At 51.3% G+C, this 15,705-nt stretch carries 17 protein-coding genes and 1 other annotated feature; of the genes, 3 read left to right on the top strand and 14 right to left on the bottom strand.

Annotated elements, in window-relative coordinates; genetic code table 11:
* Nucleotides 1–207: 207 nt before the first annotated feature.
* The 3 genes from DFO56_RS06545 (at nt 208) to hemP (ending at nt 2,570) form a co-directional block, all read left to right on the top strand.
* On the top strand, nt 208–1,041 hold the full coding sequence (locus DFO56_RS06545) for a pyruvate, water dikinase regulatory protein (RefSeq protein WP_016496328.1): 834 nt from the start codon (nt 208–210) through the stop codon (nt 1,039–1,041).
* 154 nt (nt 1,042–1,195) lie between these two features.
* Nucleotides 1,196–2,242 carry a 3-deoxy-7-phosphoheptulonate synthase AroH gene (aroH, locus tag DFO56_RS06550; RefSeq protein WP_016496329.1) on the top strand — a complete coding sequence of 349 codons (1,047 nt, stop codon included), beginning with the start codon at nt 1,196–1,198 and terminating at the stop codon, nt 2,240–2,242.
* A 136-nt stretch (nt 2,243–2,378) separates the two neighbouring features.
* Nucleotides 2,379–2,570 (top strand): hemin uptake protein HemP, encoded by a 192-nt coding sequence (gene hemP / locus DFO56_RS06555; protein WP_045511499.1) that lies wholly within the window; start codon nt 2,379–2,381, stop codon nt 2,568–2,570.
* 6 nt (nt 2,571–2,576) lie between these two features.
* Here hemP and selO read toward each other — a convergent pair whose 3' ends face one another.
* From selO to thrS, 14 genes are all read right to left on the bottom strand, one after another.
* Nucleotides 2,577–4,019, bottom strand: a complete 1,443-nt coding sequence (gene selO / locus DFO56_RS06560) for a protein adenylyltransferase SelO (protein WP_045511501.1) — start codon at nt 4,017–4,019, stop codon at nt 2,577–2,579.
* Between the two features lie 61 nt (nt 4,020–4,080).
* Entirely contained in the window at nt 4,081–4,794 is a 714-nt protein-coding gene (locus DFO56_RS06565) for an EAL domain-containing protein (RefSeq protein WP_045511503.1), read from the bottom strand.
* A gap of 254 nt (nt 4,795–5,048) precedes the next feature.
* Complete coding sequence (locus DFO56_RS06570; RefSeq protein WP_045511506.1) at nt 5,049–5,513, bottom strand: C40 family peptidase; 465 nt, start codon at nt 5,511–5,513, stop codon at nt 5,049–5,051.
* 78 nt (nt 5,514–5,591) lie between these two features.
* Nucleotides 5,592–6,341, bottom strand: coding sequence for a vitamin B12 ABC transporter ATP-binding protein BtuD (gene btuD, locus DFO56_RS06575; protein ID WP_045511509.1), 750 nt, complete (start codon nt 6,339–6,341; stop codon nt 5,592–5,594).
* Nucleotides 6,341–6,892 carry a glutathione peroxidase gene (locus tag DFO56_RS06580; RefSeq protein ID WP_045511512.1) on the bottom strand — a complete coding sequence of 184 codons (552 nt, stop codon included), beginning with the start codon at nt 6,890–6,892 and terminating at the stop codon, nt 6,341–6,343. The genes btuD and DFO56_RS06580 overlap by 1 nt, the downstream gene beginning before the upstream one ends.
* 34 nt (nt 6,893–6,926) lie before the next feature.
* Complete coding sequence (gene btuC, locus DFO56_RS06585) at nt 6,927–7,907, bottom strand: vitamin B12 ABC transporter permease BtuC (RefSeq protein WP_045511642.1); 981 nt, start codon at nt 7,905–7,907, stop codon at nt 6,927–6,929.
* A 100-nt stretch (nt 7,908–8,007) separates the two neighbouring features.
* Entirely contained in the window at nt 8,008–8,307 is a 300-nt protein-coding gene (gene ihfA, locus DFO56_RS06590) for an integration host factor subunit alpha (protein WP_006820203.1), read from the bottom strand.
* A 4-nt stretch (nt 8,308–8,311) separates the two neighbouring features.
* The gene (pheT, locus tag DFO56_RS06595) at nt 8,312–10,699 is read right to left on the bottom strand and encodes a phenylalanine--tRNA ligase subunit beta (protein WP_045511516.1); all 2,388 of its coding nucleotides are present in this window, start codon (nt 10,697–10,699) and stop codon (nt 8,312–8,314) included.
* A gap of 14 nt (nt 10,700–10,713) precedes the next feature.
* The gene (pheS, locus tag DFO56_RS06600; RefSeq protein ID WP_017456554.1) at nt 10,714–11,697 is read right to left on the bottom strand and encodes a phenylalanine--tRNA ligase subunit alpha; all 984 of its coding nucleotides are present in this window, start codon (nt 11,695–11,697) and stop codon (nt 10,714–10,716) included.
* Between the two features lie 40 nt (nt 11,698–11,737).
* Nucleotides 11,738–11,862, bottom strand: a sequence feature (Phe leader region).
* Nucleotides 11,813–11,857 (bottom strand): pheST operon leader peptide PheM, encoded by a 45-nt coding sequence (pheM, locus tag DFO56_RS24715; protein WP_001386830.1) that lies wholly within the window; start codon nt 11,855–11,857, stop codon nt 11,813–11,815. Its footprint overlaps the feature before it by 45 nt.
* 119 nt (nt 11,863–11,981) lie before the next feature.
* Complete coding sequence (gene rplT, locus DFO56_RS06610; protein ID WP_013366084.1) at nt 11,982–12,338, bottom strand: 50S ribosomal protein L20; 357 nt, start codon at nt 12,336–12,338, stop codon at nt 11,982–11,984.
* A gap of 49 nt (nt 12,339–12,387) precedes the next feature.
* A complete protein-coding gene (gene rpmI / locus DFO56_RS06615) occupies nt 12,388–12,585 on the bottom strand; it encodes a 50S ribosomal protein L35 (protein ID WP_001124225.1) in 198 nt (65 codons plus the stop codon).
* A 92-nt stretch (nt 12,586–12,677) separates the two neighbouring features.
* On the bottom strand, nt 12,678–13,220 hold the full coding sequence (infC, locus tag DFO56_RS06620) for a translation initiation factor IF-3 (RefSeq protein WP_071908164.1): 543 nt from the start codon (nt 13,218–13,220) through the stop codon (nt 12,678–12,680).
* A gap of 3 nt (nt 13,221–13,223) precedes the next feature.
* Nucleotides 13,224–15,152, bottom strand: coding sequence for a threonine--tRNA ligase (gene thrS / locus DFO56_RS06625; RefSeq protein ID WP_017456552.1), 1,929 nt, complete (start codon nt 15,150–15,152; stop codon nt 13,224–13,226).
* Nucleotides 15,153–15,705: the final 553 nt, after the last annotated feature.

Below are 15,705 nucleotides of genomic sequence, written 5' to 3' on the forward strand. Positions count from 1 at the left end.
ATAGATTCCCATCAATAAATCACCTTGAGTAATTTCTCATTTTTGTATCTCCTTATTTTTTATAGGGGAAATTAAAAAAATGAACCGTTGAGTTCATTAAAAATAAAAACACCATTTCATTTTAAAAATGAGAAAAAGGAGATACGCATGTTGAGGGTTTTAATTTATGCTTTCAGAGAATTACGCATGTCATTCAGGATGGGTTAAATGGACAGTTCAGTTGATCGCCACGTCTTTTATATTTCTGATGGAACCGCTATCACCGCTGAAGTATTAGGCCATGCGGTCATGTCGCAATTCCCGGTTGCCGTCAGCAGTATTACGCTGCCGTTTGTGGAAAACGAGAGCCGGGCCCGTGCCGTCAAAGAACAAATAGACGCCATCTATCAGCAAACCGGTAATCGCCCCCTGGTGTTCTACTCCATTGTGATACCGGAAATTCGCGCCATTATTTTGCAAAGCGAAGGATTTTGTCAGGATATCGTTCAGGCGCTGGTTGCGCCGCTGCAGGAGGAATTAAAACTCGATCCCACCCCCATTGCGCACCGCACACATGGGCTCAATCCCGGTAATTTAACGAAATACGATGCGCGTATCGCGGCTATTGATTACACCCTCGCGCACGACGATGGTATTTCTTTGCGCAATCTTGATCAGGCGCAGGTGATTTTACTGGGCGTTTCGCGCTGTGGAAAAACACCGACCAGTCTGTATCTGGCGATGCAATTTGGTATTCGCGCGGCAAATTATCCTTTTATTGCCGATGATATGGATAACCTCGTTCTCCCCGCTGCGTTAAAGCCACTGCAGCATAAATTATTTGGTCTGACCATTAATCCGGAGCGCCTTGCCGCCATTCGCGAAGAGCGCCGGGAAAATAGCCGCTACGCGTCATTGCGCCAGTGCCGGATGGAAGTTGCAGAAGTGGAAGCGCTTTATCGCAAGAATCAGATCCCCTGCCTTAATAGTACCAACTACTCGGTAGAAGAAATTGCCACCAAGATGCTCGATATTATGGGGTTAAATCGCCGCATGTACTAATAAGCTAGTACACAGGTGCGAAGTGCGCTATGATATTGCCCGGAAACGTGATGTGCTTTGCAACCCCTCTTGAAATAAGCCGGGATTGGTTTAAGGTGTTGCGCATCACTTCCGGCATTCCTGCCGCTGAAGCACCTAATTTTTGAGATTTTTGATGAACAAAACCGATGAACTTCGCACTGCGCCTATCAGCAGCCTGGTGACACCAGCTGAACTTGCGCAGCGCTACCCTGTTACCTCAGAGGTAGCGGAGCATGTGACCGCATCCCGTCGGCGGATAGAAAAAATTCTGAATGGTGAAGATCGCCGCCTGTTGGTGATTATTGGTCCCTGCTCGATTCACGACCTTGACGCAGCCGTTGATTACGCGAGCCGTTTACAAGTATTACGTGAAAAACACCACGCGCATCTGGAAATCGTTATGCGCACCTACTTCGAAAAACCGCGCACCGTAGTGGGCTGGAAAGGACTGATTTCCGATCCGGATCTGAACGGCAGTTACCGCGTAAATCACGGTCTTGAACTGGCGCGTAAACTGCTATTGCAGGTCAATGAGCTGGGAGTACCCACAGCGACCGAATTCCTCGATATGGTGACCGGCCAGTTTATTGCCGATTTAATTAGCTGGGGAGCGATTGGCGCGCGCACCACTGAAAGCCAAATCCACCGGGAAATGGCCTCGGCGCTTTCCTGCCCGGTCGGTTTTAAAAACGGTACCGATGGCAATACACGTATCGCCGTTGACGCGATCCGCGCTTCCCGCGCCAGCCATATGTTCCTGTCGCCGGATAAGAGCGGGCAAATGACCATTTATCAGACCAGCGGCAACCCATACGGCCACATCATTATGCGCGGCGGTAAAAAACCGAATTACCATGCCGGAGATATTGCCAACGCTTGCGATACGCTGCGCGAATTTGGTTTGCCGGAGCATCTGGTGGTGGATTTCAGTCATGGCAACTGCCAGAAAGAGCATCGCCGCCAGTTGGATGTCTGTGACGACATTTGTACGCAAATTCGTAATGGCTCGCTCGCGATCTCTGGTGTGATGGCGGAAAGTTTCCTGCAAGAAGGCACGCAAAAAATTGTCAGTGGCCAGCCGCTGGTATACGGGCAATCCATTACCGACCCATGCCTGAACTGGGAAGACAGTGAACTGCTGCTGGAAAAACTCGCAACCGCAGTTGCCACCCGTTTTTAACCTTTTCCTGCTGACTCAATTACGCATTCCCCCTACTTTTTCCTGGGGGAACTGCGTTCAGGTAAACAATCTCCCTTGCTTCACATCGCCATACTATTGATAATCATTATCATTGTTGGTTTGTCTTAAAACGGATATGTCGCAAATGGATAGCACGCCTGCATCACCGGTCACGCCTCAGGAAAAGCCCACGCACATCACCCCAACCGATCGCCGCATTCACAGCCATTCACTGCTGGGGGATGAAGGGCGCGTCGTTATTGAGCACAACGGGCAACAATACCTTCTGCGCCAGACGCATGCCGGAAAGTTGATCCTGACAAAGTAGGCCATTTCAACTCGAACAGCTGACTTCCAGCCGTTTGCCCCAGTCGGGCGGACGGCTGACATAATCATCACTGCGATCGATAAATGGCTGGCGTAATGCCTCATGAAGTCGCTCCAGCTCGCTGCTATCGCCTTTCTCTGCGGCATCAATAGCGCGCTGCGCCAGCCAGTTTCGCAGCACCATTGCCGGGTTAACCCGTTGCATATGCGCCTGCCGCTGAGCATCATCGATATTTTCCTGCTGTAAGCGTGAGCGATATTGTGCAAACCAGTCATCAAATGCGCCGCGATCGATAAACTCATCCCGTAACGGCGACGCAGCGCTTTGCTGCTCGGTCAGGCTGAGCATGCGGAACGTACGCGTATAATCGCTACCTTCGCGCGCCATCAGCGCAAACAGCGAATTCAGAAGATCGTTATCGCCTTGCTGGCGAGTAAAGAAGCCCAGCTTGCTGCGCATCAACAGGCCATACTCGGTGAGTAACTGGTGCTGATAATCATCCAGCGCGGCGTTTAACCCCTCCACAGCAATAAAGGGCGATAGCGACTGCGCCAGGCGCTGCAGATTCCACAGCGCCACCGCCGGCTGGTTTTCAAAGCTGTACCGCCCCTGGTAATCAGAGTGGTTACAGATAAAACCGGGCTGGTAATCATCGAGAAAACCGAACGGGCCATAGTCGATTGTTAAACCAAGAATCGACATGTTATCGGTATTCATTACACCGTGCGCGAACCCTACCGCTTGCCAGCGCGCAATCATCTGCGCGGTGCGCCGCACGACATCCCGGAACCATGCGACATATTTATCGCTTTCGTTTTGCATTTCCGGCCAGTGATGACGGATAACAAAATCTGCCAGTTGACGGACTTTTTGCGGATCGCGTCGGTAGTAGAAATGTTCGAAATGACCAAAGCGCACATGACTTTCGGCAATACGCATCAGCATCGCGCCCTGCTCCTGCGTTTCGCGCATGACTGGCGTATCGCTGGTCACAATGCTCAATGCACGCGTGGTCGGGATCCCCAGATAATGCATCGCTTCCGAAGCCAGACTTTCGCGAATGGTCGAACGCAACACCGCGCGGCCATCCCCCATGCGTGAATACGGCGTCAGCCCGGCACCTTTCAAGTGCCAGTCCCGGGTTGTGCCGTCCGGGAGTTGCTGTTCACCGAGCAAAATCCCGCGTCCATCACCTAATTGCCCGGCCCAGACACCAAACTGATGTCCACTATAAACCTGCGCCAGTGGAGACATGCCGGGTAACAGCGCTTCGCCGCCCCAGATGCCGGTTCCCGAGACGGGATGAAACAGCGCATCCGGTACATCCAGCGCATGTGCCAGTGGCTCATTGCGCCATAGCAGACGGGCGTTGTGCAGCGGTGTTGGGGATAATGCGGTATAAAAATCTGGCAATTCATCTCGCCAGTGGGTAGTAAAAGACAGGGTCATGGTTCCTCCTGCCTTTAGTGTAGTGCTAACTTTGGCGTTTAAACACCAGGCAAAAGCAGGGCTATGGCTGAACCAGAGAAGTTAACTGTTCGACGGTGACGGGTGGCCACATGGCACCCTGCATGGCGCTAAAGGAAAAGGCTGCTGCCCGCTTGAGCGCCTGTTCATCATCAATGCCTGAAATCATCAATGCATCACAATAGGGTTCAAGCTGCGCAACAATCACCCGCATAAAAGGTTCGAATGAAGGTGACGCCAGCCGCTGGTGAACAAAATTTTTATCCAATACCACGCGCTTAAATAAACCATCAAAAATGGCTTTTGTCGAAGCGGTTCCGGCACCAAAATTAGCCAGCACCAGTGAATATTGTTTCGCCAATAGAAACAAGGGGTGATTATCTTTTCCCTTATTTAGATCGGGAAAATTCTCATTAATGGTAAATTCAAGAAAAGGAAATTTCCTAATGTTTGTCGCTAGCGTTTCATCTGCCAACAAGACATCAACCAAAGAGGGCGCAATATTAATCCAGGCCGTTAATTGATGTTGAATAAAAAAGAGTTGGCAGGCTTCAAGGAGTGCCAGTTGTTCATTGAATAAAGCGAGTATTTCTTCAGGCGTAAGGCGCGGAATGACCAGCTCTGTAGGCGTGCGGACATTGCTGTCTGGCCCCACAAAGTTAACGATAATTTCCAGTCCCTGTAGCATTCCGTTACTTTTCCTCGCAGGCAGTAATAGAAGCTCAGAGCGATATGTGTCATCCAGCGATACTATCATTGCGCCAGCCCCGCATTAAGGGTGATATCCGGCATTGTCAAACACAGGTGGAAATATTTCAAATCTATTGTTTTAAATGAGATTAACTTCATTTTTTTCCCGTTTTATTTTTTGGCTTCTCCTTAACCTTTATTAGCCTGATAACGAATTGATGGATGTCCGGATCCCAATGTACACAGATCTTAATTAAGATAAACGTGATTATTTAGTGGAAATTTCCTGGTTTAAAAAAAGCCCTTGCGGGCTTTCTCATTCTAGATGCGGCGTGCTTGCCAGAAATTTTTACGCCAGTAGACATTATCCAGCGAAGAACGCATCACTCCCCGGCTGGTTGAAGCATGAATGAACTCATTATCTGTATCGTAAATTCCAACGTGCAACCCGCTCTCTCCGGAACCGGTTTTAAAGAAAACCAGATCGCCTGGCAGCAACTCATCTTTATCGATTTTCGTGCCAATTTCCGCCTGTTGCCGCGTCTCGCGCGGCAATTGCAACGAAAACTTATCGCGAAACGTCATCATAACGAAGCCGGAACAATCAACGCCGGATCGGCTCATGCCACCGTAGCGATAGGGCGTACCATGCCACTGGCTGAGCTGATCATTCAGGCCAGCAATAACCGTTATCGAATCTGACAATCTTGGATTTGGCGGCGGCGCGCGATGAGAACTACATCCTGCAAGGAATAACGCCGCTGCCAGCAATAACCAGATACGCATCCTGGATCACACCTCTTTATTTCTTTTTCTCGGAATAATCTACCGTGTGAATCAGATATGTGGCAAGTCACGTTTTCGTCACGTTGTAGGGATCAGCACGCGGTGACCTTCCACATCCAGTTGGCGAAAAGCCAAACCATACGCCGTCGCCAGATGCGATGGCGTCAGTACCTCATCCTGCCGTCCGCTCATTAACAGTTTGCCACCGCTGAGCAACCATGCCTGGCGCGCATGCCTCAACGTATGGTTAAGATCGTGGCTACTCATCACCACGGTAATACCTGCGGCAACCAGCTCGTTTAAAAGCTTATCCAGTGCCGCCTGCTGGGCAACATCGAGGCTATTCATCGGCTCATCCAGCAATAAAAGCTCTCCGGCGGAGTTGCCGGCCGGGTGAATCTGTAAAATCACCGCCGCTAAGCGTACCCGCTGCCACTCGCCGCCTGACAGGTGATTCACCGCCCGCCCCAGCTTATCGCTGAGGCCAAGCTTGCCCGCAATCTGCGCCAGCAGCGCGGTTTGTGCGTTATCGCGCTGATGCAGAGATAAGTACTGCCAGACAGGCATAGCGAACGGCGGTGTCTGCTGTTGGGCCAGGTAAGCACGATGTTGCGCCAGTTGCGATGCAGGCCACTGCGCCAGCGAACGGGCATTAAACAGCACGCTTCCCTGCCCGCCCGATAACCCGGCAATGCGCGCCAGCAGTGTGCTTTTCCCCGCACCATTCGGCCCGACAAGATGCAGAACTTCTCCCCGGCCGACCGATGCCGTTATCGGCCCAAGCCTGCCGGGTTCAGCCACATCCTGAAGCTGCAACAGCATCGACATTACTTCGCCAGCGCCTGTTTTACCGCGTCAACGAGAATTGGATCTTCTGGTGTCATATCCGGAGAGAAGCGTTGAATCACCTTGCCGTCACGACCAATCAGGAATTTTTCAAAATTCCACAGAATATCGCCCGGCTCTTTCGGCGCACGACCTTTGCTCTCCATACGTTCGTAGAAACCGCTGCCCTGAGGTGCAACGGCCTTCGGCGCTGCGGCAACCAGCTTTTTATACAGCGGGTGACGTGCTTCGCCATTCACATCGATTTTGCTGAACAGCGGAAATGTTACGCCATACGTGGTGCTACAGAAGGTTTTAATTTCCTCTTCTGAACCCGGTTCCTGGCCGAGAAACTGATTGCAGGGAAAACCGAGTACGGTAAAACCTTCACTTTCAAATTCTTTTTGCATCTGCTCCAGCTGTTCGTACTGCGGCGTCAGCCCACATTTCGAGGCGACGTTGACCAACAGCAGCACCTTGCCGCGGTAACCGGCAAGCGTTGTCTGCTCGCCATCGATAGTCTTAACTTCAGTATTGAGAATATCCTGTTGCATAGCGTCACCTTAATGAATGTTATGGTTTGCGGGCTCAACGCCCGGCTCTCAATAATAGCCAGATAAATACCGGCGCGCCCAGCGTCGAGGTCACAACGCCTATCGGCAACTCGGCCGCACTGAGCGCCAGACGCGCTATCACATCGGCAAATAACAGTGCCACCGCCCCTGCCAGTGCGCAGCCAGGCAGTAATGCCCGATGATCGGTCAAACCGCACAGACGTAAGATATGTGGAATAACCAGACCGATAAAACCAATTGAGCCTGCCAGCGCGACGCTTACCCCGACCAGCCAGCCCGTGGCTACCACCAGCACGTTTCGCCATAGCCACATCGGTAACCCTAACTGGCGCGCGGAAATGTCTCCCAGCGCCAGCATATTCAAGGGCCGGGACTGGAAACAGACCCAAATGATGACTGGCACCAGCGCCGCCATCAGCCAACTTTGTTGCCAGTCCACGCCGCCGAAACCGCCCATCATCCAGTACATCAACTGGCGCAAATCGAAGGAGGAAGAGAAATAGACAGCCCAGGTCATCAATGCGGTACAGATAATACCCAGCGCGACGCCAGCCAGCAGTAAACGGCTGGTAGAGATGTGGCGGCGCGCGAAACGCAGCAGGATCAGCGTCACAACGAGCGCGCCAGCGATCGCACAAACGCCGAGCGCCCAGCCAGGGAGCAATCCGCCACCCAGCAATACAGCAGCAATGAGCCCAACGCCCGCACCGCTTGAGACACCAAGCAATCCAGGTTCCGCAAGCGGGTTTTCGAACAGTGCCTGCATCACCGCACCGCACAACGCCAGTGCAGCCCCAACCAACAACACGGCCAGCGTACGTGGCAAGCGAATTTGCCAGACAAACAGTTGCCCATCCGGCGTAAACCAGGCGCCCGGAGAAATCCATTGATCGCCCACGCAGAGACTAAACAGTAGCGCGAAGAGTAAGAGCAGCAGTAATCCACCCAGCCAGCGGCGGTTGCGTTGCTGTTGAAGATGAGCGTATGCCAGCATGTTTTCCGTTTTATTGGTCAGCAAGGCCACTGATTCTAAGGTTGATGCCGGATGCTGAAAAGAAAAAAGGCCGCGATGCGGCCTTTTTAATTAGTTCATATCATTCAGCTTTGGGCGAAGCGTTTTCGACACGGCTCTTTAACTTCTGGCCGGGTCTGAAGGTCACCACGCGCCGGGCTGTAATGGGAATATCTTCGCCCGTTTTTGGATTACGACCCGGACGTTGATTTTTGTCGCGCAAATCGAAATTGCCAAAGCCGGAGAGTTTTACCTGCTCACCGTTTTCCAGAGCACGACGGATCTCTTCGAAAAACAGCTCTACCAGCTCTTTTGCGTCCCGTTTGCTAAGCCCAAGCTTATCAAACAGATATTCTGACATTTCAGCTTTTGTAAGCGCCATAGGTTCAATCCCTCAATGATGCCTGGAATCGCTCTTTTAATGCCTCTACACATCTGGCAACGGTAGCGGCAATCTCCTCTTCTTCGAGTGTACGGCTGGTATCCTGAAGGATCAGGCTAATGGCAAGGCTCTTATACCCTTCCGCTACACCCTTACCGCGGTACACGTCAAATAAGTTTACGCCAACTACCTGATTTACGCCAACTTTCTTACATTCGCCCAAAACATCTGCTGCAGGCACATTTTCTGCGACCACGACAGCGATATCACGACGGTTCGCAGGGAAGCGCGAAATCTCCTGAGCCTGAGGAACCACGCGGTCTGCAAGCGCATTCCACTCCAGTTCAAATACCAGTGTGCGGCCGTTCAGATCAAGCTTACGTTCCAGTTCCGGGTGAACAACCCCAATAAAACCAATGCGCTTATCTTTCAGATAAATCGCTGCAGATTGGCCTGGGTGCAGTGCAGGATTCGTTTCCGCGCGAAACTCAATGGCGGAAAGTTTACCTGTAAGTTCCAGCACGGACTCAAGATCGCCTTTTAAATCGAAGAAATCGACGCTTCCTTTCACCAGATCCCAGTGCTCGTCATAACGGTTACCGCAAATCGCGCCCGCCAGCATCACATCCTGACGGATGCCAAGATTAGCTTGCGTATCAGGCACAAAGCGCAGGCCGGTTTCGAAAATACGCACACGGCTCTGCTGACGGTTCTGGTTATAAACGATAGTGCCGAGCAAACCGGTCCACAGAGAGAGGCGCATCGCCGACATCTCGCTGGAAATTGGGCTTGGCAGGATGAGTGCTTCCTCACCCGGATGAATCAGTTGCTGCAGTTTCGGATCGACAAAGCTGTAAGTAATGACTTCCTGGTAGCCTTTATCGTTGAGCATGGTTTTCACACGCTTCATCGACAGGTTCGCTTCGCGGTGCTCACCCATAATCAGGCCAGCCTGCACCGGCTCATCAGGAATATTGTTGTAGCCATAAACGCGAGCAACTTCTTCGACCAGATCTTCTTCGATTTCCATGTCGAAACGCCAGCTCGGGGCTACCGCCAGCCACTCATCCTGTCCTTCAGTCACTTCGCAGCCCAGACGGTTCAGAATATCGCTGACCTGATCGTCGGCAATATGGTGGCCAATCAGGCGATCCAGCTTGCTACGGCGCAGACGGATGGTCGCTCGTTTCGGCAGCGTGGCGTCGTTCGTGACATCAATTACCGGGCCGGCTTCACCGCCACAGATATCGAGCAGCAGACGCGTGGCGCGTTCCATCGCTTTGTATTGCAGTTGCGGATCGACACCACGCTCATAACGATGAGAGGCATCGGTATGCAAACCATGACGGCGCGCGCGGCCGGTAATGGACAGCGGGTTGAAGAAAGCACATTCCAGCAGCACGTTCTGCGTTTCGCTGTTTACACCAGAGTGCTCACCACCGAAGATACCGCCCATTGCCAGCGCTTTGCTATGGTCGGCAATCACCAGCGTGTCTGCATTCAGTTTGGCTTCATTACCGTCCAGCAGCACCAGGGTTTCGCCCTCTTTCGCCATACGCACCACAATGCCGCCATCCAGGCGGTCGCGGTCAAACGCATGCATCGGCTGCCCCAGTTCCAGCAGCACGTAGTTGGTGACGTCCACAACGGCGTCAATCGAACGAATGCCGCAACGGCGCAGCTTCTCTTTCATCCACAGCGGAGTTGGCGCTTTGACGTTAATCCCTTTCACTATACGGCCAAGGTAGCGCGGACAGGCCTCTGCCGCTTCCACAGTAATCGGCAGCGTATCGGCGATGGTAGCGGCAACAGGTGCGATATCCGGCTCGGTCAGCGGAGATTTGTTGAGCACCGCAACATCACGCGCCACACCGATGATCCCGAGGCAATCGGCACGGTTCGGCGTCACGCTGATTTCGATGGTGTTGTCATCCAGTTTTAAATATTCACGGATATCGGTGCCGATCGGCGCATCTGCAGGCAATTCAATAATGCCGGTATGATCGTCAGAAATACCCAGCTCGGAGAAAGAACAGAGCATGCCTTCCGACGGCTCGCCACGCAGTTTTGCCGCTTTGATTTTGAAATCGCCCGGCAGTACCGCACCGACAGTGGCGACCGCGACTTTGAGCCCAAGGCGACAGTTTGGCGCGCCACAGACGATGTCCAGCAGGCGCTCACCACCTACGTTTACTTTCGTTACGCGCAGTTTGTCAGCGTTCGGGTGCTGAGCGCACTCCATCACTTCGCCCACGACCACGCCATGAAATGCACCGGCAACCGGTTCAACACCATCGACCTCGAGGCCCGCCATGGTGATTTGCCCGGACAGCGCTTCGCTATCAATGGCTGGATTAACCCATTCGCGTAACCACAGTTCACTGAATTTCATTGTTTTGCCTGCCTTTATTTAAACTGTTTGAGGAAACGCAAATCGTTTTCGAAGAACGCGCGCAAGTCGGTGACACCGTAACGGAGCATTGTCAGGCGCTCCATACCCATACCGAATGCAAAACCTGAGTAAACTTCCGGATCAATACCGACGTTACGCAGTACGTTCGGATGCACCATCCCGCAGCCTAGTACCTCCAGCCATTTGCCGTTTTTACCCATGACATCCACTTCCGCTGAGGGCTCAGTAAACGGGAAATAAGATGGACGGAAGCGGATCTGCAAATCTTCTTCAAAGAAGTTACGCAGGAAGTCGTGCAGCGTACCTTTCAGATTGGTGAAGCTGATATTTTTATCAACAATCAGCCCTTCCATCTGATGGAACATCGGAGTGTGCGTCTGGTCGTAGTCGTTACGATATACGCGGCCCGGCGCAATAATGCGGATCGGCGGCTGCTGATTTTCCATCGTGCGGATCTGTACGCCTGAAGTCTGGGTACGCAACAGACGGGTTGCGTCAAACCAGAAGGTGTCGTGATCAGCACGCGCCGGGTGGTGGCCCGGGATGTTCAACGCATCGAAGTTATGATAATCATCTTCGATTTCCGGACCCGTGGCGACAGTAAAGCCAAGCTCACCAAAGAAGCTTTCGATGCGGTCGATTGTGCGGGTCACCGGATGCAAACCGCCATTCTCTATTCGACGCCCCGGCAGCGACACATCAATAGTTTCGGCAGCCAGGCGTGCATTTAATGCAGCATTTTCAAGATCCGATTTACGCGCGTTCAGCGCTTGCTGCACTTGCTCTTTCGCTTCGTTGATCACCGCACCCGCAGCCGGGCGCTCTTCTGGCGGCAGCTCACGCAGGGTGGTCATCTGAAGGGTCAGGTGCCCTTTCTTGCCCAGGTATTCGACGCGTACGTTGTCCAGCGCGGCGACATCTGAAGCATCGTTAATGGCTGCCTTCGCACTGGCAACCAGCTCTGCGAGATGTGACATGGTTTTCCTCGTTATATGACGATATTTACAAGCGGCAGATACAAAAAAAGCCTCCACAAGGGAGGCTTTCTGGCGCTGTTTTCCGTTTCTTCTTTCACGCGCTAGCCTCCCGGATTCAGGTGCTAAAGTAAAAAAAGAAGCGGAAAATAGCAGCATTCATGCTTGCGTTACCTTAACAGGGTAAGTGGCGGTGATGGCTTATTGAAAACGCATCACGGCAAAATGTCAATGCATTGATAATGTTAAAGCAAAAGAGGGAGCTACGCTCCCTCTCTTAAACTGGCTTACGCCAGAGCTGCTTTCGCTTTTTCAACCAGGGCAGTAAATGCCACTTTGTCGAATACTGCGATGTCAGCCAGGATCTTACGGTCGATTTCAACAGAGGCTTTTTTCAGGCCGTTGATGAATTTGCTGTAAGAAATACCGTTCTGACGTGCTGCTGCGTTGATACGTGCAATCCACAGTTGACGGAACTGACGCTTTTTCTGACGACGGTCACGATAAGCGTACTGACCAGCTTTGATAACAGCCTGGAAGGCAACACGGTAAACGCGTGAACGCGCGCCGTAGTAACCTTTAGCTTGTTTCAAAATTTTCTTATGACGTGCACGTGCAATCACACCACGTTTTACGCGAGCCATATGCTCTCTCCTGTATCTATATTCTTAAAAAAGTTAAAAGGTTAACGACTTATGCGTACGGCAGGCACGCGATTACCAGGCCCAGATCGCCTTTAGAAACCATGGCTTTCGGACGCAGGTGACGTTTACGCTTGGTAGCTTTTTTGGTCAGAATATGACGCAGGTTAGCGTGCTTGTGCTTAAATCCACCTTTACCGGTTTTTTTGAAGCGCTTAGCAGCACCGCGTACGGTCTTAATTTTTGGCATTTTTTAACTTCCACTTCGCATTGTTAATAAACGAAACAAAGGCGAACTAAACCCGTGAGCTTGTGGCCCACAGGTTTAGTTACTTGATGGCCTTACTGTTTCTTCTTCGGAGCAAGCACCATAATCATCTGGCGGCCTTCGATCTTCGTTGGGAAGGATTCGACTACTGCCAGTTCAACCAGATCTTCTTTCACGCGATTAAGCACTTCCATACCGATCTGTTGGTGGGCCATCTCACGACCGCGGAAACGCAGCGTGATTTTGGCCTTATCGCCCTCTTCGAGAAAGCGAATCAGGCTGCGGAGTTTTACCTGATAGTCGCCTTCATCTGTACCAGGTCGGAATTTGATTTCCTTAACCTGAATAACTTTTTGCTTCTTCTTCTGTTCCTTAGAAGATTTGCTCTTTTCATAGAGGAACTTGCCGTAATCCATTATACGGCAAACGGGCGGCTCGGCGTTAGGGCTAATTTCGACTAAATCGACCCCGGCTTCTTCAGCTTTTTCCAGAGCTTCTCTGAGACTCACAATGCCAAGCTGCTCGCCTTCCAGACCTGTTAAGCGAACTTCCGTGGCGCGAATCTCGCCATTAATACGATTGGGACGCGCCGTTTGAACTCGTTTTCCGCCTTTAATACCTTATTCCTCCAGTTGTTGAAGACTGCGGCTGCGAATCTCTTGTTGCAGCTTCTCGATAACATCATTTACGTCCAGGCTACCCAAGTCTTTACCGCGACGGGTACGCACAGCTACTTTGCCGGCTTCAACCTCTTTATCACCACAAACCAGCATATAAGGGACACGACGTAAAGTGTGCTCGCGGATTTTAAAGCCAATCTTCTCGTTTCTCAAGTCTGCTTTTACACGAATGCCCGCATTTTGCAGTTTACGGGTCAATTCGTTAACGTATTCAGCCTGCGAATCAGTGATGTTCATCACAACTACCTGCACGGGGGCAAGCCAGGTTGGGAAGAAGCCCGCAAATTCCTCAGTCAGGATGCCGATAAAGCGCTCCAGAGAACCAAGAATTGCACGGTGAATCATCACCGGGACTTGTCGCTCGTTACTTTCGCCAACATAAGAGGCATTCAGACGAGACGGCAAGGAGAAGTCCAGCTGGACAGTACCGCACTGCCATGCACGATCGAGGCAGTCATACAGGGTAAATTCAATTTTCGGACCGTAGAATGCGCCTTCACCCAGTTGATACTCAAACGGGATATTATTCTCTTCCAGCGCCACAGCCAGGTCCGCCTCAGCACGATCCCACATCTCGTCGCTACCGATACGTTTTTCCGGACGAGTGGAGAGTTTGACGACGATCTTCTCGAAGCCAAAGGTGCTGTACATATCGTAGACTAAACGAATACAAGCGTTCACTTCATCACGCACCTGCTCTTCTGTACAGAAGATGTGAGCGTCATCCTGAGTGAAGCCGCGTACACGCATTAAGCCATGCAGAGCGCCTGACGGCTCGTTACGATGGCAACTACCGAACTCTGCCATACGTAACGGCAGGTCGCGGTAGGATTTTAAGCCCTGGTTAAAGATCTGAACGTGACCCGGGCAGTTCATCGGCTTGATGCAATATTCACGGTTCTCAGAAGACGTCGTAAACATGGCATCTTTGTAGTTGTCCCAATGGCCGGTTTTTTCCCACAGCACACGGTCCATCATGAACGGGCCTTTCACTTCCTGATACTGGTACTCTTTCAGTTTAGAACGTACGAAAGTTTCCAGTTCACGGAAGATAGTCCAGCCATCGTTATGCCAGAACACCATACCCGGCGCTTCTTCCTGCATGTGATACAGATCAAGCTGTTTCCCGATTTTACGGTGATCGCGTTTTGCTGCTTCTTCCAGACGTTGCAGATAAGCGTTCAGCGCTTTTTTATCTGCCCACGCGGTACCATAGATACGCTGCAGCATTTTATTATTGCTGTCACCGCGCCAGTAGGCACCCGCTGTTTTCATCAATTTGAAGTGATGGCAGAAACGCATGTTCGGCACGTGCGGACCACGGCACATGTCGACATATTCCTGATGATGATACAAGCCAGGCTTGTCATCATGGGCAATATTCTCATCAAGGATCGAAACTTTATAGCTTTCGCCGCGTTTAACAAATGTTTCACGCGCCTCTTTCCAGCTTACTTTCTGCTTGATGACATCATAGTTTGTTTCGGCGAGCTCATGCATACGCTTTTCGAGCGCGTCGATATCTTCCTGGGTCAGCGTATGGTCAAGATCAACGTCATAGTAGAAACCGTTATCAATAACCGGACCAATAGCCATTTTGGTGTTGGGCCAAAGTTGCTTAATCGCATGACCTAACAGATGCGCGCAGGAGTGACGAATGATTTCCAGTCCGTCCTCATCTTTTGCGGTGATGATGGCAAGTTTGGCATCGCTGTCAATCACATCGCATGCATCTACCAGTTCACCGTTGACGCGGCCAGCGATACAGGCTTTCGCCAGTCCCGGACCGATATCCAGCGCAACATCCATTGGGCTTACAGCGTGGTCGTAATGGCGTTGGCTGCCATCAGGAAGAGTAATTACAGGCATTTCATTTCCTTAATTTGCAGTGGTGCCCCACACGAAAGAGCACATACAAAATGAGAGATCAAAGATATAACAGCCGCGACGATAAGTTTTCTCGCTTCACTCTGCGGAATCTGTACAGCGTAGAGATCAACTGCTACCTGATACCCTTACCTGCCGCTGTTAAGTACCCGGCAATAGTACACATTTGCGAAGGGGGTTGAAAGGATTAGTGTGACTCAGCTCAAGAGTGCGGCTTTATTACAGTTTCAAAACTCCGCACAGAAAACGTTTCAAAAACAACCACCCAACCTAGGGATTGTCTGATTTTTTACCAAATTCTTGACATAGCGGCATCTCAAGCCGTTTATTTGGCTACCCGTTAACACCTAACCTACTGATAAAGCATGGTAATCCTTTACTTAGTTATTATTTTCGCGCTTCTCGCGATCATTATTTTTTCGTTTTATAAGCACCACAGCATAAAGTCATCCCGCTCCCTTCCGGGCCGTTACAAGAAACGGCGTCAATAACGCCACCTTCGTAGACCAGGTATGACTGTTCAGAAAGGCACGCA

The sequence above is a fragment of the Kosakonia sp. AG348 genome (genome assembly GCF_003337365.1).
Lineage (GTDB): Bacteria > Pseudomonadota > Gammaproteobacteria > Enterobacterales > Enterobacteriaceae > Kosakonia.

Coding starts and splice junctions, on each gene's coding strand:
- DFO56_RS06545 (WP_016496328.1), top strand. CDS start 208: ATGGACAGTTCAGTTGATCGCCACGTCTTTTATATTTCTGATGGAACC.
- aroH (WP_016496329.1), top strand. CDS start 1,196: ATGAACAAAACCGATGAACTTCGCACTGCGCCTATCAGCAGCCTGGTG.
- hemP (WP_045511499.1), top strand. CDS start 2,379: ATGTCGCAAATGGATAGCACGCCTGCATCACCGGTCACGCCTCAGGAA.
- selO (WP_045511501.1), bottom strand. CDS start 4,019: ATGACCCTGTCTTTTACTACCCACTGGCGAGATGAATTGCCAGATTTT.
- DFO56_RS06565 (WP_045511503.1), bottom strand. CDS start 4,794: ATGATAGTATCGCTGGATGACACATATCGCTCTGAGCTTCTATTACTG.
- DFO56_RS06570 (WP_045511506.1), bottom strand. CDS start 5,513: ATGCGTATCTGGTTATTGCTGGCAGCGGCGTTATTCCTTGCAGGATGT.
- btuD (WP_045511509.1), bottom strand. CDS start 6,341: ATGTCGATGCTGTTGCAGCTTCAGGATGTGGCTGAACCCGGCAGGCTT.
- DFO56_RS06580 (WP_045511512.1), bottom strand. CDS start 6,892: ATGCAACAGGATATTCTCAATACTGAAGTTAAGACTATCGATGGCGAG.
- btuC (WP_045511642.1), bottom strand. CDS start 7,907: ATGCTGGCATACGCTCATCTTCAACAGCAACGCAACCGCCGCTGGCTG.
- ihfA (WP_006820203.1), bottom strand. CDS start 8,307: ATGGCGCTTACAAAAGCTGAAATGTCAGAATATCTGTTTGATAAGCTT.
- pheT (WP_045511516.1), bottom strand. CDS start 10,699: ATGAAATTCAGTGAACTGTGGTTACGCGAATGGGTTAATCCAGCCATT.
- pheS (WP_017456554.1), bottom strand. CDS start 11,697: ATGTCACATCTCGCAGAGCTGGTTGCCAGTGCGAAGGCAGCCATTAAC.
- rplT (WP_013366084.1), bottom strand. CDS start 12,338: ATGGCTCGCGTAAAACGTGGTGTGATTGCACGTGCACGTCATAAGAAA.
- rpmI (WP_001124225.1), bottom strand. CDS start 12,585: ATGCCAAAAATTAAGACCGTACGCGGTGCTGCTAAGCGCTTCAAAAAA.
- thrS (WP_017456552.1), bottom strand. CDS start 15,152: ATGCCTGTAATTACTCTTCCTGATGGCAGCCAACGCCATTACGACCAC.